Source organism: Corynebacterium sp. LaCa_205 (assembly GCF_057458085.1).
In genome coordinates, this window is sequence record NZ_CP190931.1 from 122092 (window position 1) to 137550 (window position 15459).

General features: G+C 60.8%; 12 protein-coding genes. 5 read left to right on the forward strand and 7 right to left on the reverse strand.

From position 1 onward, the window contains the following. Positions 1-5 precede the first annotated feature (5 nt). Together ACP8J1_RS00635 and ACP8J1_RS00640 are read right to left on the reverse strand one after the other, a co-directional pair. Positions 6-857, reverse strand: coding sequence for a PrsW family intramembrane metalloprotease (locus ACP8J1_RS00635; RefSeq protein WP_023020336.1), 852 nt, complete (start codon positions 855-857; stop codon positions 6-8). After that, positions 858-1439, reverse strand: a complete 582-nt coding sequence (locus ACP8J1_RS00640) for a hypothetical protein (RefSeq protein WP_023020337.1) — start codon at positions 1437-1439, stop codon at positions 858-860. Between the two features lie 42 nt (positions 1440-1481). On the opposite strand from ACP8J1_RS00640, the gene ACP8J1_RS00645 reads away from it, so the two are divergent. The 3 genes from ACP8J1_RS00645 to ACP8J1_RS00655 all read left to right on the forward strand — a co-directional run bounded on the left by ACP8J1_RS00645 (position 1482) and on the right by ACP8J1_RS00655 (position 5798). Then, on the forward strand, positions 1482-3416 hold the full coding sequence (locus ACP8J1_RS00645; RefSeq protein WP_023027794.1) for a M13 family metallopeptidase: 1935 nt from the start codon (positions 1482-1484) through the stop codon (positions 3414-3416). A 39-nt stretch (positions 3417-3455) separates the two neighbouring features. After that, positions 3456-4349: an alpha/beta hydrolase gene (locus tag ACP8J1_RS00650; RefSeq protein ID WP_023020339.1), complete on the forward strand. Its 894-nt coding sequence runs from the start codon at positions 3456-3458 to the stop codon at positions 4347-4349. A gap of 63 nt (positions 4350-4412) precedes the next feature. Next, a complete protein-coding gene (locus ACP8J1_RS00655) occupies positions 4413-5798 on the forward strand; it encodes a PepSY-associated TM helix domain-containing protein (RefSeq protein WP_023020340.1) in 1386 nt (461 codons plus the stop codon). Here ACP8J1_RS00655 and ACP8J1_RS00660 read toward each other — a convergent pair. The 5 genes from ACP8J1_RS00660 to ACP8J1_RS00680 all read right to left on the reverse strand — a co-directional run bounded on the left by ACP8J1_RS00660 (position 5737) and on the right by ACP8J1_RS00680 (position 14040). Then, positions 5737-9198, reverse strand: a complete 3462-nt coding sequence (locus ACP8J1_RS00660; protein WP_023020341.1) for an arabinosyltransferase domain-containing protein — start codon at positions 9196-9198, stop codon at positions 5737-5739. The genes ACP8J1_RS00655 and ACP8J1_RS00660 overlap by 62 nt on opposite strands. Positions 9199-9272: 74 nt before the next feature. Further along, positions 9273-11249: a galactan 5-O-arabinofuranosyltransferase gene (locus ACP8J1_RS00665; protein WP_034656153.1), complete on the reverse strand. Its 1977-nt coding sequence runs from the start codon at positions 11247-11249 to the stop codon at positions 9273-9275. 177 nt (positions 11250-11426) lie between these two features. Then, positions 11427-12185, reverse strand: coding sequence for a decaprenylphospho-beta-D-erythro-pentofuranosid-2-ulose 2-reductase (gene dprE2, locus ACP8J1_RS00670; protein ID WP_023020343.1), 759 nt, complete (start codon positions 12183-12185; stop codon positions 11427-11429). A 37-nt stretch (positions 12186-12222) separates the two neighbouring features. After that, positions 12223-13638 (reverse strand): decaprenylphosphoryl-beta-D-ribose oxidase, encoded by a 1416-nt coding sequence (gene dprE1 / locus ACP8J1_RS00675; protein WP_023020344.1) that lies wholly within the window; start codon positions 13636-13638, stop codon positions 12223-12225. A 126-nt stretch (positions 13639-13764) separates the two neighbouring features. Next, complete coding sequence (locus ACP8J1_RS00680) at positions 13765-14040, reverse strand: hypothetical protein (RefSeq protein ID WP_034656156.1); 276 nt, start codon at positions 14038-14040, stop codon at positions 13765-13767. 34 nt (positions 14041-14074) lie between these two features. On the opposite strand from ACP8J1_RS00680, the gene ACP8J1_RS00685 reads away from it, so the two are divergent. Together ACP8J1_RS00685 and ACP8J1_RS00690 are read left to right on the forward strand one after the other, a co-directional pair. After that, on the forward strand, positions 14075-14539 hold the full coding sequence (locus ACP8J1_RS00685; RefSeq protein WP_023020346.1) for a hypothetical protein: 465 nt from the start codon (positions 14075-14077) through the stop codon (positions 14537-14539). A gap of 9 nt (positions 14540-14548) precedes the next feature. Beyond that, entirely contained in the window at positions 14549-15457 is a 909-nt protein-coding gene (locus tag ACP8J1_RS00690) for a plasmid pRiA4b ORF-3 family protein (protein ID WP_486696821.1), read from the forward strand. Positions 15458-15459: the final 2 nt, after the last annotated feature.

Here is a 15459-nt window from a genome sequence, read left to right on the forward strand (position 1 = left end):
AAGTGCTAACGGATGAAGGCGAGGGCGTCTTCGGCGGTGCTGTGGCTGTAGCTCTCGTCGGTTTTGGCAAGCTTATTACCGCGCAGCACCAGCCAGATGCTCAGCGGGTAAAGAATAAGCGCCACGACAACGGCTTGGATGATCGAGGCCACCTCGGAATCGTGCAGGTAATTCCAGCAGAAGTGCAGTGTAAAGGAGGCGGCTAGGGCGCCGAGGAAGACTCCGATGCGCCACCACCAGGGTTTGGCGGCGGCATAGAGTGCCCAGCCGATGCCCCAGCCGGCCAGCGCGGTGAGCAATACGTGTAGGCCAGGACCGGCGATAAGGCGCAGGCCCCACATTTCAAAAAGCCCCTGGATATCGCTATCAGGATGCATGGTGGCGCCCATGGCGCCGTAGAGGATATTTTCGCAGGCCTCGAAGCCAAGGCCCACCACTGCGCCCACCATCCAGCCGTGCCACGGGCGGTTGAGCTGGCGGAAGGACATGAGCACGAAGATTACGCCGGTGGCCTTAGAAATTTCTTCCGGATAGGCACCGCTCCACGACATCATGGCGTCGACCCAGCCGGAGCCAATGGCGAGCTGCATGACCGGCCCAGCGCTGATAAGCGCCAAGGCAACGGCTACTCCGCCGCCCCAAAGGAAAGCCAGCGTGGCCCATAGGCGCGCCGGGCGGGCCCACATGGGGCTGCGCTGCAGAAGGTAGATGACCAGCGCCACGAGTATGGCGGCGATGAGCAGGCTGAGCAGGCCCATCAGGGGAGAAATCAAAAATGTGCTTAGCGTCTGGAAAAAGAAGGCGATGAGTCCAATGGCGGATAAGATCCACAGCGTGGTGCGAAAGAGCTTAGACATCTAGAACATCAACTCCCCGGAGAAATCAGCGAATTCTGAATCGGCATCGGCGGGTAGATCCTTTTGGCCGAAGGCATGCCAAATGCGGGAGGCGGTGGCGCGGGCCTGCTCACCCTTGCCGGTCACGGTGACCACCCAATCCTTGTTTTCGTCCTCGCCGGTGCCGTCGAGGGAGAGGGCGGCGGTGGAGGAGGGGGCGTCGGCAAGCAGGAGTGCCCCGTTAGTGCCGTCGAAGGTAGGGGCATCGGCCGGCAAAGGCGCCATGGCTAGGGCGCGGACCATGCGGCGCAAGGTGGTGGCATCGTCTTTGGCATCCTCGGTAAGGGTGGCTTGTACGCTGACATCGCCGCAGTTCCAGCCGATGCTGGCGAGGGATTCATAGTCGCGCTCGCAATAAAGATCGGGAACGTCAATCTCCCAGTCCTGGCTGGGCTCGGCTAGGGTGACCTGCTCGACGTCTGCGGAAGAATCCCCCAGCGCCGCCTGCACGATCATGGGCAGGGCAAGAACCACCGCCACGAACGCAATGACGGCGCAGAAAAGGCGCCGCGGATGCGCTGGAGGAAAGCGATAAAAATTCATGGACCACACCTTATCTTGTCGCTTTGCCCTAGAGTGGCAAGCATGAAAGATCTTTATCAACTAGTCAATGGACCCTGGCTGGAAAGCCACGTTATTCCCGATGATCGCGGCGTGGACGGCACCTTTCACGCGCTGCGCGACGAAGCTGAAGAACTCGTCCACGAAATCGTGGAAAAGGACACCGGCCGACCGGGCAAGCTCTATGCCTCCTTTATGGATACCGAAGGGGTTAATGCGGCCGGCATGGCTCCATTGGATGCGGATCTGGACCGCCTGAGCGCGGCCGACCCAGAGGAATTAGCGCAACGCCTGGGTGAACTCGAGCGCACCGGTGTCGGCTCCCCGGTGACCTTTTGGGTATCCAAGGACTCTGGTTCCGAGGACGCCATTGCCTATGTCATTCAATCCGGCCTGGGCCTGCCGGATGAGGCTTATTACCGCGAGGAAGCTCACGCCGAAACACTGGCCGCCTATGAAAAGCATGTGGCAGAGATGCTGGAGTTCCTCGACCCAGCCCGCCTCTTTGGCCTAGGCGCCGAGGTAGCCGCCCAGCGCATCGTGGGCTTGGAAAAGGAACTTGCCGCTGGCCATTGGGATGTGGTCTCCACACGCGATGCGGTCAAGACCTATAACCCGTGTGAGTTTGGCGAGCTGCCCGCCATGGCGCGGGCCGTGCTCTCCGGCGGCAACCTGCCGGAGCACCGCGTAGTCAATATGATGCCGTCCTACCTCGAGCACTTCGAGAGCCTTTTTACCTCCGAGCGCATGGCCGATTGGCAGCTGTGGGCCACCTGGCACATCCTGCGCTCCCGCGCGGCCATGCTGCCGGAGGAAGTAGGCGCGAAGAACTTTGAGTTCTACGGCACCAAGCTCTCCGGCGCCACCCAGCAGCGCGACCGGTGGAAGCGCGCGGTAGGCCTGGCTGAGTCCCTCGTGGGCGAAGAGATTGGCCAGGTATTCGTGGATAAGCACTTCCCGGACTCCTCCAAGCAAGAGATGGATGAGCTGGTGGACTACCTCATCGCCGCCTACCGTGAGCGCATCTCCCAGCTGGAGTGGATGACCCCGGCCACCCGCGAGCGTGCCTTGGAGAAACTTTCCCAGTTCAAGGCCAAGATTGGCTTCCCGGATTCCTGGCGCGATTACTCCGGCCTCGAGGTCTCCGGCAAGGGCGCGGACCTGTTGGCTAATGCGCGTGCCGGCTCTGCCTTTTCTCACGACTTCGAGCTGGCCAAGATTGGCAAGCCGGCCGATCGCGATGAATGGGTGACTACCCCGCAAACGGTCAACGCCTTTTATAACCCAGTGGTCAATGACATCACCTTCCCAGCGGCAATCCTGCGCCCGCCGTTCTATAACCCGAAGGCCGATGCCGCAGAAAACTTCGGCGCCATCGGTGCTGTCATCGGCCACGAGATCGGCCACGGCTTTGATGACCAGGGCTCGCAGTTTGATGGTCAGGGCAACCTGAACTCCTGGTGGTCCGATGAGGATCGCGCCGCCTTTGAAAAGCTCACCGCCAAGCTGGTGGAGCAGTTCAATGGCCAGGTACCGACGGTGCTCAAGGAGGCCGGCATCGAATCTACTGGGGTGAACGGCAGCTTTACCCTGGGCGAGAATATCGGTGACCTAGGCGGCCTGGGTATCGCCGTGGTGGCTTTTAAGAACTACTGCGCCGATAAGGGCATCGACCTGCAGGGCAAGGAGGAAAAGTTCGAGGTAGACGGTGCCGAGCCAGAGCTGGCTGAGCACACCTACAATGGCCTACAGCGCTTCTTCCTGTCCTGGGCCCGCGTATGGCGCACCGCCATCCGTCCGGAGATGGCCACCCAGTACCTAGCCATTGACCCGCACTCGCCGGCGGAGTTCCGCTGCAACCTCATTGCGGCCAATATTGCGGAGTTTTACGAGGCCTTTGACGTGGCAGAAGATTCTTCCATGTACATTGCGCCGGAGGATCGCGTCACCATTTGGTAGACCTTTCCGCCGGTAGGCGGTGCGCGTAGGCTCGGTGGCATGACTAACGCAGATGCTAACCAGGATCCGCACCGCCCGCTGGAGCCGGGACAGGAGTGGCACATCGGCGGCCAGGACCGTCAGATGGACGACAAGGAGCAGCTTGAGCAGCTCGTTGCCTATATCGATGCCCACTACGACACCCCGGATTTCCGCCCGCCGTGGGCTGGGGGCGGCTCTCCTGAGGCGGATCAATATTGCGCGCTCTTGCCGGACCGGATTACACACGCGGCAATGATGGTGCTCGGCACTGCGGTGGATCATGCGCTGCCGGGCACCGCCTATACGGAGGGCATCAGCGTGGAAGAATCCGAGGTGGGAACCATTTTTCGGCCCACAAAGTCCACCGGCCGCTGGGCGGTGTCGCTCCACTCGGGCGGCTGGTGGCGCGGTGCTGGCCAGGCGCTGGAGATGCAGTGGCGCCCTGAGGTAGCAGCCGCCGCACAGCTATCCGGTACCACCATCATTGATGTGGATTATCCGCTCGCGCCTGCGCACACCGTGGCGGAGATGGTCACTGCCGTGCAGCAGGCCATCGACTATGCCCGCGCGCAGGATGCTTCCAGCGTTACTACCTGGGGATATTCCTCCGGCGGGGCACTAGCGGCGCTTGCGCCTGCCGACGCCCTCCTGCTCACCTTCCCCGATTTCGGTGCCCTGGAAAATCTGCCTGAGGATCTCCGTGCCGGCTATGCAATTCCTGCGGACCTTTCTAAGCTCTGCACGGATATTTTCGTCCAGACCGCGACCGAGGATGAGATTGCTGCGCGTGTTTCTGTGCCCGGCGCCGTGGCGCGCGATTATGTTTCCACCCACCGCGTGTCTACCCCGGCGGTTGCCCGTCAGCGCGTGCGGGATGCGGCCGCGTTTCTGGCAGAGGAGTTGGAAAAATAACAATTCCCTGGCGGTTCCATGCTAAAAGGGAACTAGTTTCAATAGGATCGCGACTAGTTCCGCATGACCATATCCACTCATGGCGCGCTATCGCGCCTGCATAAATTCACCGGCGTAATCATTGCGCCCTTTCTCATCGTCGCAGCGTTAAGCGGGTTTCTCTATGCCTTGGCGCCCACCTTTGAACCGTGGATTTACCACGATGAGGTGACAGCCACCGCGCAAGGCAGCCCGCGCAGCCTTGATGAACAGATTGCCGCCGCCCAGCGCCAGCACCCGGATGGGACCGTGGTTCGAGTCGAGCCTTCCGAAGATCCGCAGGAGACCACCCGCGTGCTTTTCGACGACCCCACCGCTCCCAATTCCAGCTATACCCACGCCGTCTTTGTAGACCCGGTGGATCTGCACATCACTGGCGAACTACAACAATATGGCGGCTCGCGGGCGCTGCCTTTCCGTACGTGGGCCTCTAATGGCCACCGCACCCTATGGTTGGGCGAGCCTGGCCGTCTCTATGCCGAACTTGCGGCCTCGTGGCTCGGCGCGCTGAGCATCCTCGGTCTCTACCTGTGGCTCAAGCGTAAACAAAGGAATAAGAAGCAGCCCTCTAAGGTACTGGCGCTGCACGCCCGCGTGGGTGCCTGGTTGTTGCCGGGCTTCCTCTTTCTTACGGTTACTGGCCTGACATGGTCGCTGGTAGCGGGCACAAGTATTGGCAAGGTGCGGGAGGAACTTAATTGGAAGGAACCGTCCGTGGCCACCTCCGTTGCAGAAGCGGGGGCTAGCACTGGGGCGGGGGAGCATGCCAACCACGCCGAGCACGTGGGGCACGCGGGGCACGCTGGGCATACGGGAAACCACGATGCCGCAGAACTCGCCGGAGCCCAAACTGCAGAATCGACCGCCCGTAGCCAGGGTTTGACCGGGGTGCTGGAAATGACTCCGCCGGAAAAGCCCGGCGATGCGTGGGGCGTGCGGGAGGCTCGTGCGGCCTTCAAGTTACGCAGCGACGCCGTAGCGGTTACTCCGAACGGCGAGGTCATCGACCGCATCAATTCCGCCGATTGGCCGCTTGCCGCGCAGCTTACTTCGTGGCTCATCCAGCTGCACATGGGGACGCTTTTTGGAATCTATAGCCAGGTTGCATTGGCGGTACTCGCCCTCGGCCTGCTCGTGGTGAGCATTGCGGGCCTGTGGATGTGGTGGAAGAAACCGCGCCGCAGCCTGCCCGAGCTAAAAATTACCCCCGCCGTGCTGGCGGGGGCGGTGGCCTACTCAATCATCGCGCCTCTCTTTGGCGCTTCGCTATTGCTCTTTTTCGTAGGTGATTGGATCGTACGGCGCTTGCGCGCCCCGAAGCTGGATCGGAGTGCGGCCGCTGGGGAGGTTACTCTTCGCCCTCGGGGCGAATCTTCATCTCGGAGTCTTTCCACAGTCCGGAACGGGTAATGTCCTCATAATCAATCTCGGCTGGGACTGGGGCATTGCCCTGTGAATCGGTACGCAGTTCGTACTTTTCGATGGCACCCCAGTCGCGGGCCCAGTCATTATTGAGGTAGCTCGGGATCTCATAGGAGTAGTTGACCGCCTCCGCGGTGGACATGGCGCCACCGCCGGAGAAGGACTGGAAATCCGTCAGCGAGGTCTGTGCCGAGGAGTCCGGCAGGATGCGGTACTGCGGAATTTCGGTAACGCCGGCAAAGTGGTCAAAGGTGCGCTGGCACGGGAACTGTAGGGCTACGGCCCAGTCCAATAGCGCCGGGGTGTCCTTGGAGAACTGGTTATTGATGGTGTCTAGCTCTGGGACGCGCGGCGGAGTAAAGGCCAGCCAGTCATCCTCATCGGTGGAGTCATCCGTTGCTACCAGGCGCACCACGTTGGCATCCTTTGGCAACTTATCCAGTGGCAGGTGCAGGTTGCGCCACTTTGGCGTGGCACCGACGGCGGAGAGTTCTTCCTCGCCAGTATTGGTGACCTTTCCGGAGTCATCGATGGTGCCGTACTCGAGGCTAAGCTTCATGCCTTCCTGCTCTACCCCGTTGACGTCGTGGTGGTAGATATTGCCGGCTGCAGATACGGCGAGCACGGGAGTATTGTCCTTGGCCTCTGGCAGGTTGTACCACTTGGTGGTCACTTCAGAGGTGGAGTCTTGCTCCTCGGAATAGGAGCCGAGCACCGGGACCTTGGTGTAATCCAGGTTGAACGGCAGGTGCATGGTAGAGCCATTGACACCCTCAGTGCCGCGTACTCCACCCTCCGAGGTATTGGTGGTTTCCTTGGACTTCTTGTCCTTTTTGTCTTGCTTATTCTTTGTCTCCTGGGAATCCGCGGAATCGCTGTTACCGCCGGATTCGGTATCCGCACCCGAGGTAGCGGTCTCCGCGCTATCGGAGGAGGAGTCGCTGGAGCCATCCGCGATGGCACCTACGGAGGCGGAATTCTGGTTTTCCGGCTCGATGGATTCAGGGATGAAGTTTGGATCGAAGCCCTTGTGGGTCTCGTCCTGGTCCACCAGGGAATCGCCCAAGTCGCCTTCAACCGGGGTCAGGAAGGAATCATTGGTGTTGGTCTCCACCATGGTCTGATCCGCCAGAGCGCAGGTATTGCCGCGCAGGGAGGCCACGTTGCCCTTGCCCACGGAGTAGGAATCCGCCTGCGAGACGGTGGCCTTGGCAAAGGAAGCACACGATAGCGCTACCACGATGGCACAGGCCAAGGCGATGGGCGCGGACATGATACCGGCGGAGCGCGAAACCTTAGCGGCGGCATTTTTCTCAAATTCCGCCAGGGTGCCGGCTTCTTCTGCTTGGGACTTGCGGTAGCTATGGCGCAGGGACTGCACTATGCCGATGGCGAAGATGACCAGCGCGATGGTGAGGAGCACCTTATTGGCCTCGATGGCCTTGAATTGCACCGTACGATCCCACCACGGGATGCCAAAGGAGGAAACGTACCACCAGGCGTTCCAGCCGGCGAAGGAAATGGCCAGCAAGAAAACCACCGCGGCGATAGCGAAGGTGCGAGCACGCGGCGAACGCAGTGCGAATTGGGAGAGCACCACGGCACCGAGCGCCGCGATGACACCGGCCACGCCGGCGTAAATGCCAAAGTGATGGGTCCACTTGGTGGGGGTGAACATGAGGAAGAACATGGACAGCGCCACGATAATGAGCAGGCGCTGGGTCGGGCCAACGGCAGCACCGACGACACGGCGGTCCTTGATGAAGGCCGCCACGATGAGCACTAGGCAGAAGAGCATGGTGAAGACCGCGAAGCGGCGGGTGAGCGAGCCATCCACCGATTCCTGGAAGAGGGTGGAGTAGCGCGCGTACTCCGCGTACCACGGCAGGGAGGGGCCAACCTCGGAGCGCACGCGGGTGGACTCCAGCACGGTCGATAGCGTCTGGTCACCAAAGGCGGCAACCATGATGGCGGTGCCAGCGCTAAGGAATGGCGCAATGAGCGCGAGCCAGCCCAAGGTGCCACCGCCCATGGACGGCACGCGCTCGGCCATGGCGCGGAAGAGGTGCGGCAGGCTGACCAGGAAAACGCCCACGGCAAAGAGGCCGGTGGGGCCGGCGGCCAGGGTGATGGTTGCGGCGATGGTGCCCACGGCCGCCGGAAGCAGGCGGTGGGTGGAAATGGCACGCTCAAAGGAGGCCCAAGTAAACATCACGCCAAGCGCCACGATGGGCTCGGGGCGGGTGCCGTTGTTATAGGGCAGCCAGAAGGCCAAGAACATAAGCGCCGCGGTCCAGTGAGCGACCCGGCGGCCGTCGACAAGCTGGCCAAAGCGCGGGAGTATCTCGCGGGAGAGGATAAACCAGATGATGAGCCCAGAAATCAGGCCGGGCAAGCGCACGAAGACCGAGGCGGTAGAAATCTGGGAGAGAACGGCAACCAGGTCATAATAGGGGGCGCCGAAGGGCGCCTCTGGCACGCCGTACCAGCGGTAGTAGTTGGCCATGTAGGTCGCGTGATCGAAGACGCGGCTCATGGAGAAGATGAAGCCATCATCGGAGGTATTGGCGCCGAAGATATACCAAAATCCCAAGACGGCGGCCACCACGCCATCGAGCGGGCGCACCTTCTTCCACGTCTTAGGCATGAAGCCAAAGCGGCGGCCATCGAGGCGGTCGATGCGCCATAGGCAGAACAGGGATACGACCACCATGGCGGTGCCCAGCCACATGGCGATGGTCTTGAGCACCGTCGGGGAGGAGGTGAAGCGGGAGTTGATATCGACGTGCACATTGAGGCCGTCGTCAAGCAGGGCCTGTACGTCCGCTTTATCGTCGATTTCGGTATAGACACCGGTGACCTGCGGGCGCAGATCTTCCTCGGTGGTCTTTTCATGATCCCCCACGCGCACGCTGGTGCCATCGCCCGTAGCAGAAATCTCAATCTTGGCGTCCTTGGGGAGCTTGGCTACCTCTTTGGAGTTGAGGGTAAGCAGAACCTCATCCAAGGAGACAACGGAAAGGCCCTCCTCATTCGCGCGGACAAAAAGGCCGCGGTTGGAGGCTTTCTTGGACTCCGGAGGGACGGTGCCGTAGACCATGGACTGTCCCTCACGCAGCTCATCGACTGCGGAGATAGGGATGGTGGCCTGAAGATCCTCTGGCGCCACGGAAATGAGTGGCGCGTTGATGGACTGCACGGAATCATGCTGCGGCCAGTCATAAGAGGACTGAGTTTGGGTCACCGGCAGTAGCGGAGTGGCTACAAAACACAGGAAACCAATCAGTCCGGCAATGATCGCGGTCCACCGCAGGCCCGCGGGGGCGGCGGCGAAGCGGGAGCTAGCAGGTCGCGCTTGGGTGGTATTCGTAGTGAGGCTATCTGACACGGCGATTAGTCTACGTCAGATACCCCTCTCCGCCCGCGGGCACACCCTGCCACGGGCGGGAAGTGTGGGTGAACTTACTTGGTACGAACGGCTGTTACGAAGGGGCCGGTCTGCTTTAGCTTCCAGCCCTTGTCAAAGACATCGGCGTTGAAGAAGACCGCGCGATAGCGAATATTCGGCTGATTGGGGTAGATATCTTCTGCCAAATGCAGCTTGAAACCATCGTCCTTATTTTCCAAATCACCGCGGAAGATCATGACATCCGGGCTGCGCCACGCAGCGGAATCCAGGGCCTTGCGGAACTCATCCGGCTTCATGTCCCAGGAATCGTTGGCCCAGGTTTCAATCTGCTCATTGCGGGTGCTGAACTCACCCAGTGGATTGGCATAGTGGCTGGTAAAGGCGTTGAAACCCCAATAAGGGTAGTAAGACATGAAGATCTTTTCATCAGTAAGCACCACCGTGCCATCCGGCGTATAGCCCTGGTCCTGGATGAAGTTGTGGATATCCAGGTAGTAATGAGCAGAATCGCTAGTGAAGCGGTCGGCGCGCTCGCCATAGCCATCGGTATCGCTATAAGCGTGGTCGATGGCGTCCTCGTTGGCCTCCGGAATCTGCTGCGCATAGAAGACGCCGGCCAGGGCGAGGATAATGCCCAAGACCGCGGTGATTTGCTTATTGGTGGTGTGGGAGAAGCGCGCCGGGTAGAGGCGGTGTACGCCCAAGAGGCGAACCTCGGCTAAGGCTAGGACACCGGCGGTAGCAAAAAGGAGTACCACGATGATTTCGAGGCGGAAGCTCAGCAGCGTGGTGCCGGCCAGCGTTGCCACCATAGACACAACAATCCATAGATAGCTGCCGATGAGGGAGATTCCCAGCGCGCGCACCTCTTGGTCATTGAGACGAATGACCATGTAGATAAGTCCCATGAGGCAGAGGAAGCCCACAATGCTAAAGGACAAAAATGGCACTGGAATCTGGGTGCCTTCCTCCGGCAGGTAGTGCTGCGCGGTGGTCTGCAGCGGTACTGGCGAGTGCATGACCGCCCATACATAGGGTCCCCAGGCGATGAGCGCGATGGCAATGGAGCCTGCCGCCATTACCGCCAGTCGCACGATGGGTCGCCACGTATGCTCATATAGCGCGGTAAAGAGCGCGATGAGGCTGACCACGGTGAGCGCGGCCGCACCGGTGAAAAGCGTGTAGAAGGTGGCGGAAATGCCCAGGTAGAGTGTTACACCCAGGGTGGAGAGCCAAGAGCCGCGGAAGGCGCGGGCGCTGAGCACCGCGACGGTGGGCAAGCCCATGGCGATGACTGCGGAGTAGGGCTCCTCGGCCGCGATGGTGAGCGTAATCGCGGTGGTGACTAGGGCGATGGCGGTGGCGACCGGTAGGGAGCTGGTGAGGCGCTGCCAGAGGGGCACCAAAATGCAGCCGGCTACAGCGATGGAGATAAGCGCCCAGGGCTGGTAGACCTCCCATCCCGGAATGCCCAATAGTGCTCCCAAGCGGCCGCCCAGCCAGAACCAGCCAATGGGGTAAAAGGATGGCATATCCTGGTAGTTCATATCCGCATAGCCCATCTCATCCACCGAGCGGGTGAGGAACTGGGTGCGGAAAGCCTGGTCCACCTGCACGCCGTCGAGCCACAAACGGGAGGCGGACAACGGCAGGCCCACGGCAGCCAAGGTCAATAGCGCGGGGGAGAGATAGGTGACCGCGTAGGTCAGCCAGACCCGCCAGCGCGGCCGTGTAAAGGAATCCTTGTAGTGGTCATAAAGCCACCACACGCACAGCCCGCCGGCTAGAGCCAGCGTGACCACCACACCCACTGTGCTCAGCGCGCGGGTGACCATGGAGGTATTAAAAGAAGGCAGAGATACCGTCTTGAAGGCAAACCAGCCCAGCAGCGTGACCACACCACTGGCTAGGGCGGTCAACACAATACCCAGCAGGGTCGCCCGATGAGTCAGCGCATCGGCGCGGTAGGCCTCGGTGCGCGGATTTTCGCTCACGGGCGTTGACTGGGTGGGTATAGCTGTGCTTGTCATGCCCATTAGTTTCGCATACCCAAGCGCTACAACCCAGATTTGGCGCGGGCAGGAAAACACTTGCTTTCCGACGCCCCCTTATACACCACCGCCCCCGCCCCTCCCCGCCGCGGGCGCGCGGCGGGGAGGGGCGGGGGCGAGGCGGCTGGCAGGCGCCAGTGCAGAAACCGCGGTGATTTAGAACGGCAGCTTGCGGAAAATGGCCTGCGGAATGAACTTGAATGCCAAAGAAACGTATTCAAACAGCGGGTGCACGAAGATGGACTGCTTGCCATCGAGCACGGCCTTCACGGTGGCTTCGGCAACATCGGAGACGTTGACGGTCAACGGGGCGTCGCCAGCCTCGGCGGACATCTTGGTGCGAACCTGGCCCGGGCGGACAACCAGCACGTTGGCGCCGGTGCCGCGCAGGGCCTCACCCAGGTTGATGTAGAAGCCGTCCACGCCTGCCTTGGAAGCACCGTAGACAAAGTTGGAACGGCGCACGCGCATGCCAGCCACGGAGGACATGGCGACGATGGTGCCGTGGCCCTGGTGCTTGAACTTCTCGCCCAGAAGCACGCCCACGGAAACCGGGGCGGTGTAGTTGGTCTGCGCGGAGGCGACGGCCTTGTCGTGGTTTTGCCACAGCTCCTCCTGGTCACCCAGGGTGCCGAAGGCAACGATGGCCACGTCTACGTCGCCACGTGCCCAGGCTTTATTGATTACCTCTGGGTGGGAGTCAAAGTCAGTGGCGTCGAAGTCTAGAACCTCTACGTCAGCGCCGCGAGATTCCAAGTCTGCCTTGGCCTGGGCGATGCGCGGGGACTCCGGGCGGGCAGCCAGGGTGACCTTGGCGGGGCCGCGCTGCAGGAATTCGGAGACGACGCCGAGGCCGATCTCAGAGGTGCCGCCCAGAAGCAGGATGTGTTGTGCTTGGCCTACTGCATTAAGCATGGTCAGTAAATCTCCTTAAAGGTGTTATTTCCAGTGATTAGTGCAGCTCGAGGCGGCGGGACATATCGGAGGCGAAGACGCCGGTCGGGTCGATTTCATTGCGGGTCTTCAGCCAGCCCTCCATGCCCGGGTACATCTTGTGGAAGTTCTCCGCGGAAGTGCGGGACTCCTTGGCCAAGTAGAGGCGGCCGCCGAATTCCATCACGCGGCGGTCCAAGTCATCCAAGAACTTGCCCAGGCCCGGACGGATGGGGAAGTCCACGCAGACGTTCCAACCCGGCATTGGATAGGACAGCGGCGCGCGGTTGCCTTCACCGAAGAGCTTGAACACGTTGAGGGCCGAGTAGTGGCCGGAGCGTTGCATATCGCGGATGATCTCCTTGAACGGCTCCACGGCCTCGGTCGGTACCACGAACTGGTACTGCAAGAAGCCCTTGGAACCGTAGCCGCGGTTCCACTCACCGATGAGATCCAACGGCTGGTAGAACTGCGTCAGGTTCTTGACCTGGTTCTTGGCCGGTGCACCCATGGTGTAGTAGGCCAAACCCACAGCGGAGAGGGAAAGCTTATTCATGGTCCAGGACGGGAAGATGTCCGGCACCGTCATCAGCTGCGGCGCATTGAACTTCAACGGATCCTTAGCCAGCTTCGGGGCTAGCTCTTCCAGCTGTGCCAAGGTGGCCAGCGAACCGCGGGAAATGGTGGAGCGACCCAGCTTTGGTTCTGGCGAAATGACATCGAACCAGGCGGAAGAATAAGTGTAGTTGTGCTCGGAACCATCGGAGTGGAAAGCGATGGTTTCATCCAAGTTATCGGTGCGGTCCGTATCTGCGATGAAATAAGCGGTTTCCGTCTTGGTCATGCGGATGGTGGCGCGCAGAATGATGCCGGTCAGACCCATGCCGCCAACGGTGGCCCAGAAGAGGTCGCCGTTCGGGTCGTCCTCGGAGCCCTCCGGGGTCAGGTGCAGCACGCGGCCATCGGCCACGAGCAGCTCCATGGAGACCACGTGGTTACCAAAGGAGCCGGCGGAGTGGTGGTTCTTGCCGTGAATATCCGGGCCGATTGCGCCACCGATGGTGACCTGGCGGGTACCCGGCAGAACTGGAACCCACAGGCCATAAGGCAGGGCAGCCTTCATCAGCTGGTCTAGGGTGACACCACCATCGACGTCCACCAGAGCGGACTCCGGGTCGATGGAGTGGATCTTATTGAGCTTTTGCATGTCGATGACCAGGCCGCCGCCATTTTGGGCGGGGTCACCGTAGGAGCGGCCCATACCGCGGGCAATGACGCCACGGCGCAGGTGGGCGGGCTTATCCGAGTTATCTTCTGCAACCTGGGCCACGGCCTTCTTGATCACGTCCACGTCTTCGGTGGCGAGAACATGGGCGGTCGTCGGGGCGGTGCGGCCCCAGCCGTGCAGGGACTTTTCAGTGGTATGTAATTCCATCTCTTACTCTTTGCTCGACGGATTTGTGTCGCCTCCCTAGCCTACCTAGCTCACACGAGGGTAGACGGAGTGACGCGAGTGATATTCAGAACAAAACGGACGCTTGTACTGCCCGAATGTGTCCGTTTATAGATCCATAAGCGCGCGGATTTCCTCCGGCAGTTCTTCCTGAGATTCAATAATCGGGCCATCGTACTCCCGCAAAAGGTCATAGACACGAGCGCGCGAGGAGGAATCCAGCATGGGCAATTCCTCTGCCATCAGGCGAGTCATGAAAGGACTCAACGGCACATCGGTGTGTTCCGTGGCCTCGAAGTGGCCGTTGCGCTTATCGTCTTCCGCACGCACATCCTGAGCCGCCTGCTGCGCTGGCGTCATGTGCTCTGTCTTATCCGAGTACATGCGCATTAGCTTACCGCCGCTTAAAGTGGTCGCTATGACCAACAACCACGAGACGCAAGATCAGCGCCAAGACAACTACGCCCTCGATGACACCCTGGCGGGCCGCATTACCCAAGCCGCTGCCGTGGGTATCGCGACCTCTTATCCGGATTGGATCACATCCAAAGGCGGTTTGATTACTGCCTATACCTTGTCTTTCTTTGGTTTTGGTGCCCTGGTGGCCTATACCAACGCGCACGCGGAACAGGATGGTGATGAGCCGCGCTCCCCGCAGGATGCATCCGATCAGGGCCTCAAACCTTGGGCCATTTTTGCCGCAGTGGTGCTGCTGCTCATCCTAGGCGGCTGGATGAACGTTGCATTTTCGCGCCGAATGGTAAAGTTCCTGCGCAAGCGCGGTGCCAAGCGGCCCTGGACCCTGTTGGGCGCCGTTGGTGCGGCACTGACGTTCCTAATTAGTGAGTTGGAAGCGCGCGATATCGCAAAACTAGCAGCCTAAAACTTGCGTATGGTGGGGCTCATGAACGCAGGGGTCACCGATATCGCACAGGCGCGGGCCAAACGCGCCAATAGCGTGGTATCCCTCAAACGCGAGCCCCTAACAATCATTTGCCAAGCTGCGAATATCCGCGCCGATGGCGAGGTGCACCGCCAGATTGGCTTTAGCGATGCCCTGACCTTCACCGAGTTGCACCGTGTGCTGCGCATTTGCTTTGGCCTGCCGGAGGAGGAATCCCCCTGGCACTTTTATGAACACACCGAGGCGCGTGGCCCGCGCATCGATCCGGAACGTCAGGCCTCCGAATTCCTCTGGCGCGAAGGCGATCAAATCGACTTCGCCTGGGGGCTATGGGACTTCGAGCTGATGGTAGCTGAAATTTATCCGCGCGATAATGGCACCCCGGAAGCGCTATGCGTAGGCGGTTCGGGCTCGCTCTTTGCACCCTTTGAATTAACCAGCGTCAACCGGGAATTGACCGGGCAAGAAGTCACCGACGAGGTCCTTTCCGCGGTAGCGTCCCCTGTGCGTGATTTGATTGAGCGCACCAAGCTCTATGACTTTGTTCCGCTGCTGCAGGCGATGGACCTGAGCAGGGGTACCGAATTGTCACCGCAAACTGCCCGCGTGCTCGCTAGCCTGCCGCGCGAGGTTATCCATGAAGGCAAAGACGCCTTTTGGTCCATGGCGCTAGCCCTATCGTGCATGGGGGGCGCGGAGCTGACCGATTCCGTCGTGGAGACCACCATGGATGCCCTCGGCTGGGTCAATGACGATGGCTCGGCGCTGACTGGGGCTGAAGTGCGGGAGTTATGTGCGGCGTCGTTGCAGCAATTGGCGGGGATAGGCGCCTATGGTGCCGAATCCGCCGCGCCGGTGGATCGGTTGGACATGTACCGAGCGCTCTTGCGCGGGTAGGC

What these genes read in the sequence shown, in the direction of transcription:
- ACP8J1_RS00635 (WP_023020336.1), bottom strand. Translation starts at nt 857, where the DNA reads ATGTCTAAGCTCTTTCGCACCACGCTGTGGATCTTATCCGCCATTGGA.
- ACP8J1_RS00640 (WP_023020337.1), bottom strand. Translation starts at nt 1,439, where the DNA reads ATGAATTTTTATCGCTTTCCTCCAGCGCATCCGCGGCGCCTTTTCTGC.
- ACP8J1_RS00645 (WP_023027794.1), top strand. Translation starts at nt 1,482, where the DNA reads ATGAAAGATCTTTATCAACTAGTCAATGGACCCTGGCTGGAAAGCCAC.
- ACP8J1_RS00650 (WP_023020339.1), top strand. Translation starts at nt 3,456, where the DNA reads ATGACTAACGCAGATGCTAACCAGGATCCGCACCGCCCGCTGGAGCCG.
- ACP8J1_RS00655 (WP_023020340.1), top strand. Translation starts at nt 4,413, where the DNA reads ATGACCATATCCACTCATGGCGCGCTATCGCGCCTGCATAAATTCACC.
- ACP8J1_RS00665 (WP_034656153.1), bottom strand. Translation starts at nt 11,249, where the DNA reads ATGACAAGCACAGCTATACCCACCCAGTCAACGCCCGTGAGCGAAAAT.
- dprE2 (WP_023020343.1), bottom strand. Translation starts at nt 12,185, where the DNA reads ATGCTTAATGCAGTAGGCCAAGCACAACACATCCTGCTTCTGGGCGGC.
- dprE1 (WP_023020344.1), bottom strand. Translation starts at nt 13,638, where the DNA reads ATGGAATTACATACCACTGAAAAGTCCCTGCACGGCTGGGGCCGCACC.
- ACP8J1_RS00680 (WP_034656156.1), bottom strand. Translation starts at nt 14,040, where the DNA reads ATGTACTCGGATAAGACAGAGCACATGACGCCAGCGCAGCAGGCGGCT.
- ACP8J1_RS00685 (WP_023020346.1), top strand. Translation starts at nt 14,075, where the DNA reads ATGACCAACAACCACGAGACGCAAGATCAGCGCCAAGACAACTACGCC.
- ACP8J1_RS00690 (WP_486696821.1), top strand. Translation starts at nt 14,549, where the DNA reads ATGGTGGGGCTCATGAACGCAGGGGTCACCGATATCGCACAGGCGCGG.